The 14,233-nt window shown below is 73.6% G+C and carries 13 protein-coding genes; 10 read left to right on the forward strand and 3 right to left on the reverse strand.

Features of this window, described 5'->3' with window-relative positions:
• Positions 1-46 precede the first annotated feature (46 nt).
• The 8 genes from ACGWYJ_RS03605 to ACGWYJ_RS03640 are packed head-to-tail and all read left to right on the forward strand — an operon-like array spanning position 47 to position 8,262.
• A complete protein-coding gene (locus ACGWYJ_RS03605; protein WP_395104083.1) occupies positions 47-1,357 on the forward strand; it encodes a BTAD domain-containing putative transcriptional regulator in 1,311 nt (436 codons plus the stop codon).
• A 31-nt stretch (positions 1,358-1,388) separates the two neighbouring features.
• On the forward strand, positions 1,389-3,605 hold the full coding sequence (locus ACGWYJ_RS03610; protein WP_395104084.1) for a hypothetical protein: 2,217 nt from the start codon (positions 1,389-1,391) through the stop codon (positions 3,603-3,605).
• Between the two features lie 42 nt (positions 3,606-3,647).
• Positions 3,648-4,715: a hypothetical protein gene (locus ACGWYJ_RS03615; protein WP_395104085.1), complete on the forward strand. Its 1,068-nt coding sequence runs from the start codon at positions 3,648-3,650 to the stop codon at positions 4,713-4,715.
• 5 nt (positions 4,716-4,720) lie between these two features.
• A complete protein-coding gene (locus ACGWYJ_RS03620; protein ID WP_395104086.1) occupies positions 4,721-5,800 on the forward strand; it encodes a hypothetical protein in 1,080 nt (359 codons plus the stop codon).
• Positions 5,797-6,804: a protein kinase gene (locus tag ACGWYJ_RS03625; RefSeq protein ID WP_395104087.1), complete on the forward strand. Its 1,008-nt coding sequence runs from the start codon at positions 5,797-5,799 to the stop codon at positions 6,802-6,804. The genes ACGWYJ_RS03620 and ACGWYJ_RS03625 overlap by 4 nt, the downstream gene beginning before the upstream one ends.
• Entirely contained in the window at positions 6,777-7,478 is a 702-nt protein-coding gene (locus ACGWYJ_RS03630; protein WP_395104088.1) for a vWA domain-containing protein, read from the forward strand. The genes ACGWYJ_RS03625 and ACGWYJ_RS03630 overlap by 28 nt, the downstream gene beginning before the upstream one ends.
• A 17-nt stretch (positions 7,479-7,495) precedes the next feature.
• On the forward strand, positions 7,496-7,666 hold the full coding sequence (locus ACGWYJ_RS03635) for a hypothetical protein (RefSeq protein ID WP_395104089.1): 171 nt from the start codon (positions 7,496-7,498) through the stop codon (positions 7,664-7,666).
• Positions 7,663-8,262: a hypothetical protein gene (locus tag ACGWYJ_RS03640; RefSeq protein ID WP_395104090.1), complete on the forward strand. Its 600-nt coding sequence runs from the start codon at positions 7,663-7,665 to the stop codon at positions 8,260-8,262. Before ACGWYJ_RS03635 ends, ACGWYJ_RS03640 begins: the two co-directional genes overlap by 4 nt.
• Positions 8,263-8,275: 13 nt before the next feature.
• Here ACGWYJ_RS03640 and ACGWYJ_RS03645 read toward each other — a convergent pair whose 3' ends face one another.
• Positions 8,276-9,343 (reverse strand): S1C family serine protease, encoded by a 1,068-nt coding sequence (locus ACGWYJ_RS03645; protein WP_395104091.1) that lies wholly within the window; start codon positions 9,341-9,343, stop codon positions 8,276-8,278.
• Between the two features lie 111 nt (positions 9,344-9,454).
• On the opposite strand from ACGWYJ_RS03645, the gene ACGWYJ_RS03650 reads away from it, so the two are divergent.
• Positions 9,455-9,778 (forward strand): hypothetical protein, encoded by a 324-nt coding sequence (locus tag ACGWYJ_RS03650; protein ID WP_395104092.1) that lies wholly within the window; start codon positions 9,455-9,457, stop codon positions 9,776-9,778.
• Positions 9,779-9,880: 102 nt separating this feature from the next.
• Here ACGWYJ_RS03650 and ACGWYJ_RS03655 read toward each other — a convergent pair whose 3' ends face one another.
• Positions 9,881-11,284, reverse strand: coding sequence for a hypothetical protein (locus ACGWYJ_RS03655; RefSeq protein WP_395104093.1), 1,404 nt, complete (start codon positions 11,282-11,284; stop codon positions 9,881-9,883).
• Positions 11,285-11,461: 177 nt separating this feature from the next.
• A complete protein-coding gene (locus tag ACGWYJ_RS03660; protein ID WP_395104094.1) occupies positions 11,462-12,436 on the reverse strand; it encodes a methylenetetrahydrofolate reductase in 975 nt (324 codons plus the stop codon).
• A 186-nt stretch (positions 12,437-12,622) separates the two neighbouring features.
• On the opposite strand from ACGWYJ_RS03660, the gene ACGWYJ_RS03665 reads away from it, so the two are divergent.
• On the forward strand, positions 12,623-14,227 hold the full coding sequence (locus tag ACGWYJ_RS03665; protein ID WP_395104095.1) for a protein kinase: 1,605 nt from the start codon (positions 12,623-12,625) through the stop codon (positions 14,225-14,227).
• The last annotated feature ends 6 nt before the right edge of the window (positions 14,228-14,233 follow it).

The following is a 14,233-nucleotide window of genomic DNA, read 5'->3' on the forward strand; positions in this document are numbered from 1 at the left end:
TTTTCCCTAGCCCCTCTGTTCACGGTTCGATTCGGGGAGTTCAGGCATGTCGACAGCGTTCGAGGCCGCGGACCGGCATTCGCCGGCCCCGGGCGATTCCCCAGGTCCGGGCGCGGACGTGGAATTCCGCGTGCTCGGGGCGGTCGAGGCCATGGTGAACGGCCGTCCCCTCAAGCTGGGCGCCCCGATGGACCGCCTCGTCCTGACCGCCCTGCTGCTGGCCAAGGGCCGCGCCCTGAGCACGGAGGAGCTCACCGACCGGCTGTGGGGGAACGCCTCACCAGAGACATCGCCCGAACTGCTGCGCGACTACCTCAAGAAGGCGCGGAGGCATCTCGACAAGGCGGGCTCCGGCACGGGCGCGGCGCTCCTGCCGCGCTACGACGGCGGCTATCGAGCCCGCGTGGACCCCGCCCGGGTCGATCTGCACCGCTTCGACGACCGGGTCGCCGAGGCGGCCCGGCTCGCCGGGCGGGACGACGCGAAGGCCGCCGCCCTCCTGCGCGCCGCCTTGAAGGAATGGCGGGCGGACGACTCGGGACCGGACGAGGTCCACCCTCTGGCCGGGCTCCCCGGCACCTGGGCCGAGGGGCAGCGGAGCGCGCTCCGAGGCAGGCGCCAGGCCGCCTTCGTCGACTGCGTGAAGGCGGAGCTGCGGCTCGGCGGCCATGAGCATCGGCTGATCCCCGAACTCGCGCTCTGGCTCGACGCCAAGCCGCAGGACGAGCAGCTCGTGGAGCTGCTGATGCTGGCCTACGTCCATGCCGGGCGGCGCGGTGACGCGCTCAACCTCTTCCACATCACCAGGGAGCGCCTTCTGGAAGAGCAGGGCAGCGACCCGTCGCCGCGGCTGGAAAACCTGCGGCGGCGCATCCTCCAAGAGGATCCGGCGCTCCTTCCCCCGCCACGGCGGGAACCATCCGCACACCACCCGGGAGCGACGATGCCGTCCACCCATGACCACGACCAGCGGGACGACCACGACCTCGCGAGCCGGGCGGCCCGGCTCGTCGCGGAGACGAGCGCGCGGGGCGGCACCGCGGACTCGGGCGGGACCGGCGGCACCGCCCTCGCCGGCAGGCTGCGGGCGCAGTTCACGGAGGACCCGGCCGCCGCGACCATCCTCGCCTGGGTCGTCAGGGAGCCGGACAGCCACGACGCCGTGGCCGCCCTCGAACGGGCCCTCGTCGCCGCGCTGGCCCGCGACCGGTCGTTCGCCGACGACCTGCGGCGGCTCGCCGGCGCGCCCTCGCCCACCTCGCCGACGAGGCCGGTGTCGATCAACGCGACGACGATCGGCAAGGCCACCGTCTTCAACGAGACCGTCCAGGTCTCCGGCGACTTCACCATCAACTGACCCACGCTGCCCGGGACGGAGGCGGACAACGATGATCGACGACGGCGAGGACCTCGCGGATCCCTCACCCGGCGCCGCCGAGGACGGGGCGGACGAGGACGAGGGCCACGACGCCCACCCCGGGCCCGACCCCGGCGCGGAGCCGGCCGATCCCGTGGCCGACGCGCTGAAGGGACTGCGCGACTTCGGTGACGCGGCCTTCCGCGCGGAGCTGACGCGGATGACCTCGTTCGTGGAGGACGCCAACTCGCGCCTCGACCGCGAACGCCATCGCGGCGACGTGCACATCGGAACGCTGGCGATGTTCCATGACGTGGAGGTCGGCGGCGACTTCTCCGTCGGCGGCGGCCGTGCCGGTCGCCCGCGCGCCGCTCGCGACGACGTCCGGATCGACGCGGCGACGCTGAGCGCGCACCGCGACCGCTACGTCCGCCCGTCCGGCTACGCGGGCGCGCTGCGCCGCCTGCGCGAGCGGCGGCTGCTCGTCCTGGCCGTGCCGGTCGGGACGGGCCGCGACGCGGCGGCGCTCAACCTGCTGATCGAGGCGCTCGACGCCGAGGACGGCGACGGCGCCTGCTTCCGCGTGGCCGACCCGGAGGCGGCCGCCGCCGGTGAGTGGACGCCCTCGGCGCGGGGGGCCGGTCACGTCATCGACCTCGACGTCCGCGCGGAGGGCCGTGACCCGGTGGTCGCGTCCGGAATCGACGAGGAGTGGATCGAGGCGACGGCGAGGCGGGTGCGCGACGCGGACGGCTATCTGGTCGTGCTGACCGGATCGCCGACCGGTGCGCTGCTGGAGGCGGCGGCCCACTCGCCGCACGTGCTGACCACCCTCGGCGAGCTCGATCCGGTCACCGTCTTCACCCACCGCGTCCTGGGACCCGATCCCGATCCGTCCGAGCTGGAGGACCTGCACCGCTCGCTGGACGAGGCGGGCGGGTTCCACCTGCTGGCGCGGCAGCCCCAGCCGCGCACGGCGGTCCGCCTCGCGGACGCGTTCGGTGAGGGCGGTGACCTCGCCGCCACCGTCCGCGCGCTGAGCGATCCCGCCGCGCAGGTCCACGCGTGGTTCGGGCGGCACCGGTCGGCCGAGGCGACCTGCTTCGCGCTCGCCGCCGCGGTCCTCGAAGGCGCGGGCTACCTCACGGTGTCCGACGCCGCGGTGGAGCTGTACAGGCAGCTCGATCCGGAGGCCGCCGACCCGTCCGACCTGCGCTTCCGTGAACGGCTCGGCACCGACCACCCCTGGATCGAGCTCGGCGGCGGCGCGCCCGCCGCCCCGGGCGCGCCGTCCCGGGTGCGCTTCACCGACGACCTGCTCCAGCCCGCCGTCCTCGGGTACGCGTGGCAGTACCTGGACGGCGCGAGGGGGCCGCTGCTGCGCTGGCTGCGGCGGCTCACCGACCACCGCGACATCGAGGTGCGCGGCCGCGCCGCCGTCGCCACCGGGCTGATCGCGCGCTGCGACCTCGACCACGCGCTGCACCGGTTCCTGCGGAGCTGGGCGGGCGCCGAGAGGAGGACGACGCGCGAGGCCGTCGCGGCGGCGCTCGGCCTGCTGGCGAGCGAGCCGGAGCTGACCGGTCCCGTGTGGTCCCTGCTGGAGTCGTGGGCGGAGGAGGAGGGCTCGCCGTTCCAGAACCGGCTGCGCCACACCGCCGCAGGGGCGGTCGGCGGGCCGCTCGGCGCCCGGGAGCCCGAACGCGCGCTGGCCCTGCTCCGCGCGGTCCTGGACGACGAGAAGTGGCGCGGCCTGATCACGGTCAGCCTGGCCATGCTCCAGCTGGTCGAGCTGGGGCGGGAGACCGAGGTGCTCGGCGCCCTGCTGGAGTGGTCCCGGCCCCAGGACGACTCGCCGCTGGTGGCGCAGGCGCTGTCGGTGTTCGTGTTCATCGCGACCGCGCCCGTCCCCTGGACGTACCTGCCCGACGGCGGATCCGATCGTCCGCTGCTGGTCGCGGACGGCGGGCGGCACCGGCGGCATCTGGAGGAGCTTTGGGCGCGTGCCCTTGCCCGCAAGCCCGCCCAGGAGCTCGCGCTCGACGCGTTGCGCGACCTCGTTCTCGGTGCCGACGGCGACGACCCGGCCGCGCTGGACGCGATCCGCGGCCTGCTGGCCGGGGTGGCGGCGCGGGGCGGACGGCACCGGCAGCGGCTCGACTGGTATCTCGGCGCGTGGGCGTCCGACGCCGACCGGCCGTCCAGGGCCGCCGCCTCTCTGCGCCGCGCGCTGAATCTGAGCGCCTGACCCGGCACACCAAGGACACCCGAGCCTTTAAGGACGCACGGCATGGACCAATGGAGCAACGGCAGGATCAATCCCATCCTCGATGAGCGGCCGATCTCGATGTTCCGGCTGCTGCGCCCGCTGCGCGCCCCCGCGCCCGGCACCGCCCTGGTGCTGGTGCCGCACGAGGGCAACCCGATCACGATCCGCCACGGCGAGCTCGTCCCGGACGCGCGTTACGGCGTCTACCAGTACAGCGCCCTGGTCGACCTGGCCGAGCACCGGGTGCGGTTCCGGGTGCCGCTGGTCAGCCGCGACCCCGTCTTCTCCTTCAACGGCCAGGTCGTGGTCGGATGCCGGGTCGGCGAGCCCGCGGTGGTCGTCGCCCGGGGGATCCGCGATCTGGGCGCGACCCTGTACGACCCGATCAGGCGGATGCTGCGGCCGGTCGCCAAACGCTTCGACATCAAGGAGTTCCACGAGGCCGAGGAGGCGCTCAACGAGACGCTCGCCTCGTTCCCCGGCGACTCCGCGCTCCGGTTGCGCAACGCCTCGGTCGAGCTGCTCCTGGACGAGGACGAGGTCGCCAAGGCGGCGCGGGAGTACCGCGATGTGCGCAGGGAGACCAGGCTGAACGCGATGCGCCGCGACCGCCATCTGGAGATGATGCGGCGGGAGGGCGCCGAGGGCCTGCTCGCCGAGATCGTGGAGACGGAGGGCCCGCGCGCCGCCCTGGAGTGGATCGCGGCGGCCGAGGCGGACGAGCGCAAGGAGCTGCGCGAGACCCTGGACCGGCTTCTCGCCGGCACCGGCGCCGATCGCGAGCCGTTCGACCACCTGGAGGCCGAGCGCGACCTGGTGAACCGGATCACCGGCGGGTCGAGCGTGCCCTTCGGCGGGACGCGGTCCAGCCGCGTACGGGGCCTTCCGGCGGGGGAGCCGTCCCGGCCCGCGCCACCGGATGACGACGACCCGCCGCCCCAGTACAGCTACCCGGCGGGTCCCACGCAGCCTCCCACCGGGCCACCGCCGGACGAGCCTCCAGGCGGCCCTCCAGGCAACACGGACTCTCGTCCCGGGCCGCGCGGCAGCCGGGTCCGTGGGCTGCGGCGGCCGGACGACGGGGGGTGAGCGGCGTGCGGATCGCGTCCATGGCCGAGGCCGGCAACGGCCGCGCCTCCTGGTACCACCAGTGTGCCTCCCTGCTGTCCATCGGTGTCTGGACCGAACGCGTGCAGGGGAAGGGCGAGGACGCCGAGCCTCTCCTCGTCCACCATGTGCCGACGGGCGAAGGGCTCGCCGCGGTCTTCGACGGCGCGGGCGGGGCCGGGGCGTCCATCGCGCACGAGCTCCCGGGCGGGCCGCGGCGCAGCGGCGCCTGGGTCGGCGCCCGCGTCGCGCGCTCGGCCACCGAGAGCTGGTTTCGCGCGACCGTGGCCGGGCGCGGGTCCGGATCCGGCGGTCCCGCGGGGGACGCGGCCACGCTGAGCCGTCACATGACGCGGTTGCTGGCCCCCATGCGCCCGGACCGTCCCAGCCGTCTCGTCGGAGGCGTCCGCCGGGAACTGCCCACGACCATGGCGGCCGTCCGGTACCGGCGCGCCGGGAGCCGGGTGGGCTGCCGGGTGCTCTGGGCCGGGGACTCGCGCGCCTACCTGCTGTCCTCCGGGACGGGCCTCCAGGCGCTCACCCGCGACCACACGGCGGAGACCGACGCGCTGGAACAGCTCGTCCAGGACCCGCCGATGACCAACGTGATCTGCGCCGACAGGGCCTTCCGCATCGACCAGTCGGACACCTCGTTCGAGCTGCCCTGCGTGCTCGTCTGCGCCACCGACGGCTTCTTCGGGTACGTGGACACGCCCGCGCACTTCGAGCGGCACCTGCTGCGGGCGCTCCAGGACGCCAGGGACACGGCGGACTGGGCCGACCTGCTCTGCGCCCGGGTGGCCGAGTACACGGGGGACGACGCGTCGCTGACGGCGGTGGCCCTCGGCTACCGCCACTTCGAGGACCTGCGAAGCGCGTTCGCCCGCCGCGCCGACACCGTCGAGCGCGACTACTGGCTGGGCCGGGAGCACCACGGCCGTCCCGGCTTCGACGAATGGCGGCACCGGACGTGGCTGGCCTACCGGCCGGACTACGAGCGGCGCATGCCTCCGGTCGCCGTCGCGGGATCCGAAGGCTCGTCCTCACAGGAAGGAGGGACGTGGTGAGAGCGGGACAGGTCGTGAACGGCTACACGATCGTCAGCGAGCCCACGAACGAGGGCGGCGGCAAGTGCATGTGGGCGTTCGCCGAGCGCGACGGACGCGAGTACTTCCTCAAGCGCTTCCTCGAACCCAAGTACCCGCGCGAGGGCGGAGGCGGGAGCGAGGCGAGCAGGCGAGCCCGGCTCCGCGAGTGCCAGGAGTTCGAGGAACGGCATGTGTCGATCATGAACCTGCTCGACCCGGAGGCGGTCGGCACGGGCAACCTCGTGCTCGCCGTGGACTTCTTCCGTCACAAGTCGTCCTACTACAAGGTGACCGAGCGCATCGACACCTCGTCCCTGACCAAGCCGCACGCCCTCGACACGCGCAGCCGCAGCGTGCTGCTGCGGACGCTCGTCCTGAGCCTGCGGCTGCTGCACCGGCTCGGCATCGTGCACGGCGACGTGAAGCCCGCCAACGTGCTCGTCCAGCAACGCGCGGCGAACACCTTCCACACGGCCAAGCTCATCGACCTCGACGACGCGTACCTGTCCGGGCGCCCGCCCCCGCCCGGCCTCGTCGCGGGCGACCATCTGTACGGCGCGCCCGAGTGGCTCCGCTACCTGCGTGACGACGGGGACACGGGTCCCGAGGACCTCACCACGTCCGCCGACGTCTTCTCGCTGGGGCTGATGATCCACCTGTACCTGACGGGGGCGCTTCCCGCCTACGGCACCGGCGGTCACACCGCACCGGCCGAGGCGGTGGACGACGGGGTCCCGCTGCGCGTGGACGAGCGGCTGGCCCCGGCGATGCGCGCCCTGATCACGTCCATGACGGCGGCCGACCCGCGGGAGCGGCCGACGGCGGCCTCGGTCTTCGAGGCGCTGCGGGATCCGGATCTGTGCCTGCTCGACCGGAGCCGGACGGCCGGCGGGTGGCCCGGCGGCCCATCGACACCTACCGACGACGACCAGCGAGAAACGACAGGGGGTCTTTCATGGGGCTCGACGGCCGGAACAACCTGAAGTACGCGGTGGACATCGTGTTGTGCATCGACGTCACCGACAGCATGTGGCCGGTGCTCGACGCGGTGAAGAAGAGCGCGATGTCCTTCCACCAGCGGCTGGACGCGGTGATGGCGGACCGGGGGAAGGCGATCAGCCAGCTCCGCCTCCGGGTGATCGCCTTCCGCGACTTCGGCGACCACGCCAAGAGCGCGATCGAGCAGACGGGGTTCCTCGTCTTCCCCGACCAGGCCGCCGAGTTCGATGCCTTCGTGCGGGGGCTGCTGCCGCTCGGCGGCGGCGACCTCCCCGAGTCGGGGCTGGAGGCGCTGGCGCTGGCCATCGCCTCGCCGTGGGAGCGCGGGCTCGACCGGCGCCGCCACATCATCGTGATGTTCACCGACGCGCCCGCGCATCCGCTCGGCGATCCGCGGTCGCGGGCCGCCCACACCTACCCCGCCGGGATACCGGCCGGCATGGACGAGCTCTTCGAGCAGTGGGGGTACGCGAGCAGCAGAACCGCCCTGATGGAGAACTCCGCCAAGCGCCTGGTGCTCTTCGCCCCCGACACCGAGCCCTGGTCGGAGCTGGTCGAGGACTGGAACCAGACGCTCCTGTTCCCGTCCGCGGCGGGCGAGGGCCTGGAGGAGTTCGAGATGGACGAGATCATCAACACGATCGTGAACAGCCTGTGATCGGGTGGCGACGACGGGTGCCGGCGGCGCGGCCGGTGGCCTGCTGCGAGCCCGTGCCCGACACGGCCGACTGGATCGGTTTCCGCCCGGGACCCGAGACCGAGGCCCTCCTCGACGTCCTGCGGGCGCGGCTGCGCGCCGCCGCCACCGCGGAATGCGAGGGCGTCATGGAGGTGAAGGCCCCGTGACCGCCGCCGAGGACGCCCTTCCCGTGCGGTCTTGGCGCTGCCTGCGCTGCGATGTCCGGAACGACCCGGAGGACGACGCCTGCCTGGTGTGCGAGACCGACCGCGGCACCGCCACGGACGCCCGCACGCTCATCCCCTTGCCACCGCGCCCGCGCGTGGACGCCACACCCCGCGCGCCCGGTCCGCAGCGCCGACCGCGTCCCGTCACCGGGCCGCGCTCCACCGTCCCGCGTCCCGCAGTCCCGCCGCGGGCGCCCGCCGCGGGACCGGCCGCGCCTCGTGTCGCCCCGCCGGCGGGCGAGGTGTTCTTCCCGGTCGCGGGAGGCCACCCGCCTGTCCCTCCTCACACCGGACGACCACCGATGCCGCCGCTCTACGGCCGCCCCTACCCGCCTCGTCCTGGCCCGCCCCACGCTTACCCGCCTCGTCCTGGACCGCCGTTCCCGGCTCCGCGTCCGCCATGGTCGCCTCCGTGGTGGAACGACATGGCCAGGGCCCGCACGATGGGCCTCGGCTGCGCCGGTCTCCTCATCGTGTATTTCCTGCTGGTGGCCTGTGTCTCGGCGATCGGATCGTCCTCGGGCGGCGGCTACTGACGTGGCGCCGCCGTCAGCCGGCCAGCCGCTGGGCGCCCAGCCTGGCCTGGTCCGCGGGGATCGCGAACCCGATGCCGATCGAGCCGCCCTCGCCGTTCCTCGACAGGGTCGCGATCGCCGTGTTCACCCCGATGACCTCGCCCCGGGCGTTGACCAGCGGGCCGCCGGAGTTGCCCGGGTTGATCGACGCGTCGGTCTGCAGGGCCGTGCTCCAGATCCCTCCCTCGCCCATGCGCACCCTGCGGTTCAGCGCGCTGACGATGCCGCTGGTGACCGTCCCCTCAAGGCCCAGCGGCGAGCCGAGGGCCAGCACCGGCTCACCGACGCGGACCGCCGCGGACCGCCCGAACACCAGCGGGGCCGGGCTCTGGGCCTCGGGGATCGCCAGCAGGGCCAGGTCGTTGGCCCGGTCGGAGCCCACCACGCGCGCGGGCACGCGGCGCCGGTCGCCGAGCACCACGACGACCTCGCCGCCCTCCCCGACGACGTGCGCGTTGGTCAGCACGCGTCCCGGACGGTCGATCACGAACCCCGACCCGGTGCCCCGGGCGTTCCCCGACCGCACCTCGATGGACGCCACGCTCGCCCGCACCCGCGCGGCCACCGCGCTCAGGTCACCGGACGCGCGCTTCCCCGGCCCGGCGCCGGGACGCGAGGCCGCCGGGGTCGCCTGGGTCCCGGCGGTCATCCGTCCGGCGACGGCCCCCGCCGCTCCCCCGGTCACCAGCGTCGCCAGCACGGCGACGACGACCACCAGGACGGGCACCCCCCTGCCGCGGCGGGGTTCGTCGTCGTCGGGGAAGGTCCACGTGTCGGCCGGTGGCGGCCGCCTGAACGGGTCCCGCGGCGGCGGGCGCCTGAACGGATCGTCCTGCGGCCACGTACGAGGGGGCGGAGGAGCCATGACCTCGGGACGCCGTGGCCCGCCCGTGCCGTACCCGGAGCCGTCGCCGCCGTTCCCGTACGTGGCGGCCGGGGCGGCGCTCGGGCCAGGTCCGTACCGGGGGGATGCGCCGCGGTCGTACCGGGCGGTGTCACGGGGCACGCCGTACCGGGGATCCGCGTGCGGTGGATAACTCATGAGGCTCCTCACGCTCATCTCTCAAGAGGGAGTACTCCGATCCCGCCGCATTTCGTTCACACGAGACGTGAGAGAAGCCGGGCGTATGAGGCGGCCTCTAGGATCGCGCCCATGAGACGTCTGCCGGGTTCGCCGTTCTTCGCCGGGATGCTGGTCGCCAACAGCGCGCCTCACCTCGCCACGGCCGTCACCGGTCGCCGCCACATGACGCCGCTGGCCGGCCGCCGCTCCGGCCCCGTCGTGAACGGCGTGTGGGCGGGGCTCAACCTCGCCGCCGGGCTTCTCCTGCTGCGCAGGGCGCGGCGGGGAGACCGGGACCGCTGGGACCGTGACCTGGTGTCCTTCGAGGCCGGCTACCTCACCTTCGCCCTGTGGATGGCGGGAACGGAACGCCTCGTCGCCATGAACTGGGACCGCGCGGCCACCGATGAATGACCACCGGCGCGGCATCGGCCGGCCGGGGCAGGTTCCACGGCATGAGAACGGGGCCGGCCACGTCGGCATGACGTGGCCGGCCCCGGAGCGGGACGACGCGGACTACCCGGCCGCGGCGGTGCGCCAGCCCGGCTTGTAGCTGGTGCGGGCCATCTCCGCGTACGGGGCGGGGCTGACGATGGCGCGGACCTCGAACTGCTCGTGCGGCTCCACCGTGGTCTTCCGGGAGCCGCCGCCGGGCTCGCCCCAGATCACGCGGACCTCTGCGCCGAGCGGCACGTCCGGGGCGATCGTGGCGAGGGACAGGGCCTTGCGTTCGTTGGCGCTGTACCCGGTGAACATCGAGAGGCCCACGACCGTGCCGTCACCGTCGACCACCGAGTCGAAGTTGGACGAGCCGTAGTTGGCGTTCGGCAGGTCGAAGAACTGGTAGCCGGGGCCCTCGGGATCGACCGGCGAGGCCAGCAGCGTGGCGACGTCCTCGGCGTTCCACGCCAGGGTGACCTTGCGCCGCTGGACCTCCGGGTCGATCCGCTCCAGGGCGTCGCGTCCGACGAAGTCGTGATCGAACTTCACGAACGACCCGTAGCCCAGCTCCCACGGGTTGGTGTAGTAGTCCTCGATGTCGGACGACACGAAGCTTCCCGCGATCGCGTTGACCGCCTCGTAGCTGTTCGCGGGGAGCCATTCCCGGTAGGGGCGCAGTTCCTCGTCGGTGTAGATGGCGGGCAGGGGCGAGGGGATCCAGCCCGACTCCAGGGTGTTGCAGGAGTAGGCGCGGGCACCGGCCGGTTCCAGCCCGAACTCCTCCCCGGCCGCGAGGATCGCCTCCCGCACCTTGTCGTAGGTCTCGTACGGTCCCCAGATCTCCAGGCCCGGCGCGCCCGCCATTCCGTGCCGCAGCGTGCGGACCCGCTCGCCCGCCACGGTCATGGAGCCCATGCGGAAGAACGGCACCTGTTCAAGGGGCCCGCCGTTGACCTTCTCGATGACCTGCCACGCGCTCGGCCCCTGGATCTGGAACCGCCACACATCGCGCGCGACCGGCTTGCCGTAGGGGCGCGACGGAGAGCGGTCGTCCATGCGGACGTCCACGTTGTACCCCTCGCCGGCGTTGAAGGTCAGCCAGTTGGCCACCGGCGCCCGTCCCACGAAGACGAACTCCTCCTCGGCGAGACGGAAGAGGATGCCGTCGCCGATGACCCCGCCGCCGGGTGCCACGGGCACGAACTGCTTGGCCGAGTTCACCGGGAACTTCGCGGTGCTGTTGATGCCGGTGTCGGTGAACAGCTTGAGCGCGTCCGGACCGGAGACCCACAGGTTCGTCATGTGGTGCGACTGGTCGAACAGGACCGCGGTGTTCTGCCACGCCTTGACCTCGCGGCGGAAGTTGGTGAACTCGGAGGGGACCACCGGGTAGATCCACGCGCCCAGTTGCGAGTTGCGCAGCAACTCCACGGTGTCGCCGGCCTGGTCCAGCACCTCTTGCAGGTTCTTCGCGCTCATGTGGCCCCACCTGTCCGGTCGTGCTCTCCGCGATCCGCGCCGGTCGGTCTCGGGTGACCGGCGTCCTCACCGTAAGAACCACCGCGCGTGCCCGGACACCGGTAAATGGCCGGAAGCCGCCTTCCGGATCCGGCGGGGGCACGTGGGTCATTTGTCGTAGTCGCGGCGCGCGGGCGCTCAGTCGATCCCGAGCCGGGCGCGCAGGCCGCGGCGCCACTTCTCGGTGCCCTCAAGCTCGTTGAACGTGAAGATGTGCAGGCCGCCGATGGTGCCGGTGGACGTGCGCGAGGCGGCGGCCAGGCGGCGCACGAGCCTCGTGGGGTCGTAGGTCTTGGGGAGCAGGAACCGCCACAGCCCTCGCTGCTTCCGCAGGAACCTGGCGGACTGCCCCAGCCCGATCCCGGCGCTGATCCGGACGAGCTTCTGGCGGTTGACCGGGCCCGGCATGCCCGCGTACACGGGAAGGCCCACGCCGCGCGCGGTCAGTTCCGCCGCCCAGTCCACGACGGTCTCCGCCTTGAAGCAGATCTGCGTCACCACGCGGGTGGCGTGGGCGGCCTTGTCCTGGAGGGCCCGTTCCATGAGCTCGGGCCCGATGCTTCCGTGGCCTTCGGGGTAGCCGCCGATGCCCACGTCCGAGAAGGGGTGACCGACCCGGTCGAGCGCTTCGAGCAGGCTGAGCGCGTCCGGGAACGGCCCGGCGGCACGAGGGGCGTCACCGCCGATGACGAACACCCGCCCGATCCCGGCGGCGCGCAGGCGCCCGACGACCGCCGCCACCTCGTCCTCCCCGGTGAACTGGCGCGCGGCCAGGTGAGGGGCGACGTCATAGCCTCTCCCGCGCAGCCGTACGGCGAGGTCGACGGTCGCGCCGATCCCCCTGGCCTCGGTGGTGGTGACGGTCAGAGGGACGTCGGTGGGGACGTGCGCGGCGACGGACTCCTCCGCCGAGCGGAACGGCATCACCTCGTATCCCATGGTGCGGACGAGGTCCGCCAGTTCGATCCGGCCCCGGCCCGGCAGCTCGCCGGGCAGTCCCGTGGACAGCGCGGAACCCATGAACCCGCTACCTCCCGATCGTTCGACGACGGGGACGGCGGGCGCCGTGACGCCGTACCGTGACCAGTGCCGTGACCCGCCGTCGTCAGTCAAACGGGCGATGCGGCCCGGTCGCGACGGGCATCACGCCGATGACGTCCGAGACAATTGACTCAGTCCGGCGCCTCCACAGACCTCCTCAAACCGCCTCACACCCGGAATTCGCGGTTGCGGACTCGGCGCGGGCGGGTCATCCTCGCGGGCGAGGCGGTAGCGAGGAGGCAGGGAGGGGGTACGGACGTGGCCACGCGACCCCTCCAGCCCGGCGATCCGCGGGAGGCGGGACCCTACCGGTTGCTGGCCAGGCTGGGGTCGGGCGGCATGGGGGTCGTCTTCCTGGGCCGCTCGGCGGGCGGCCGGACGGTCGCCATCAAGCTGGTGCGCGAGGACCTGGCGCGTGACCCCGAGTTCCGCCGCCGGTTCCGGAACGAGGTGCGGGCGGCCCGCGAGGTCGCCGGGAGGTTCACGGCGGCGGTCCTGGACGCCGACACCGAGGCCGCGACCCCGTGGCTGGCCACCGCGTACATCGCCGGTCCCACCCTTCAGGAGGTGGTGGGCGGGGAGGACGGCCCGCTGCCGGAGCGGTCGCTGCGCACCCTGGCCGCCGGGCTGGGCGGGGCGCTGCGGGCGATCCACGAACGGGGAGTGGTGCACCGCGACCTCAAGCCGTCCAACGTGCTGCTGACCCTGGACGGCCCGCGCGTGATCGACTTCGGGATCGCCCGCGCGGTGAACCACAGCGTCGTCACCCGCACGGGATCGCTGATCGGGACGCCCGCGTTCATGTCGCCCGAGCAGATCCGGGGCGAGCGGGTCACCCCCGCCAGCGACGTGTTCTCGCTGGGATCCGTCCTGGCGTACGCGGCGACGGGACGCATGCCGTTCGCGACGACCGAGGACGGCGTGCACGCGCTGATGATGCGGATCACCATGGCCGAACCCGACCTGGGCGGCCTGCCCGAGTCGTCGCGCGGGCTGGTCGGCTCGTGCCTCGCCAAGGACCCCTCGGCGCGTCCGCTCCCGCAGGAGATCATCGAACGGGCGGCGGCCTCCGGCGCCACCGAGCCCTGGCTGCCGCCGAAGGTCATGGACAGGCTGGGCCGCCACGCCGTCGCGCTGCTGGACCTGGAGGCCCCCGTGACCCGGCGGCCCGGGGACCCCGCGGGGCCGACGGCGCCCGCCTCCCGCCCGCCATCGGCCGACCGGCCGGCGAGCGTCCCTCCCGCGAGCGCGCCTACCGTCAGCGTCCCTCCCGCGAGCGTCACCCCTGCGGGCGCCACTCCTGCGGGCGTCCCGCCGATGTTTCCTCCCCGCCGGTCCCGGGGCCTCGCGATCGCGGGGGCGGTACTCGCGCCGCTGGCCCTGATCGGCGTGGTCCTGTACGTGACGGACCTCGGCGACGACGGCGCGCCCGCCTCCGGGACGGCCGCGACGGCGGGTCCGGCCCGAGCGACGCCCACCGCCTCGCCCTCGACCCCGCGGCCTTCACCCACCACCCCGACGCCCTCGCCGCGAAGGAGCACCGTCCCTTCGGCGCTGGTCGGCACCTGGGAGGGTCCCAGCAGCGACGACGAGACCCTGCGTTTCACCATCCGGCGCGGGAGGGCCGGGAGCGACGTGCTCACCGAGCGGTTCTCCTACGGAAGGCTCACCTGCCACCTGGTGGGCAGGCTCGAATGGGCGGGCGCCCGTGGCATCACGGTCACCGCCCGGATCAGCCGGGAGACGCATCTGTCCTGCAAGTACAACACCGGGACGCAGACGCTCACGCTGACCAACGGAGGCACCCTCGTCTTCCGGGCGGAGAACGGCACCGTCAGCGGTTCCCTCCGCCGAGTGGGCTAGGCCGCG

Source organism: Actinomadura sp. SCN-SB (genome assembly GCF_043906805.1).
Classification (GTDB): Bacteria; Actinomycetota; Actinomycetes; order Streptosporangiales; family Streptosporangiaceae; genus Spirillospora.

What these genes read in the sequence shown, in the direction of transcription:
- ACGWYJ_RS03650 (WP_395104092.1), top strand. Translation starts at nt 9,455, where the DNA reads ATGAGACGTCTGCCGGGTTCGCCGTTCTTCGCCGGGATGCTGGTCGCC.
- ACGWYJ_RS03615 (WP_395104085.1), top strand. Translation starts at nt 3,648, where the DNA reads ATGGACCAATGGAGCAACGGCAGGATCAATCCCATCCTCGATGAGCGG.
- ACGWYJ_RS03645 (WP_395104091.1), bottom strand. Translation starts at nt 9,343, where the DNA reads ATGAGTTATCCACCGCACGCGGATCCCCGGTACGGCGTGCCCCGTGAC.
- ACGWYJ_RS03655 (WP_395104093.1), bottom strand. Translation starts at nt 11,284, where the DNA reads ATGAGCGCGAAGAACCTGCAAGAGGTGCTGGACCAGGCCGGCGACACC.
- ACGWYJ_RS03605 (WP_395104083.1), top strand. Translation starts at nt 47, where the DNA reads ATGTCGACAGCGTTCGAGGCCGCGGACCGGCATTCGCCGGCCCCGGGC.
- ACGWYJ_RS03610 (WP_395104084.1), top strand. Translation starts at nt 1,389, where the DNA reads ATGATCGACGACGGCGAGGACCTCGCGGATCCCTCACCCGGCGCCGCC.
- ACGWYJ_RS03630 (WP_395104088.1), top strand. Translation starts at nt 6,777, where the DNA reads ATGGGGCTCGACGGCCGGAACAACCTGAAGTACGCGGTGGACATCGTG.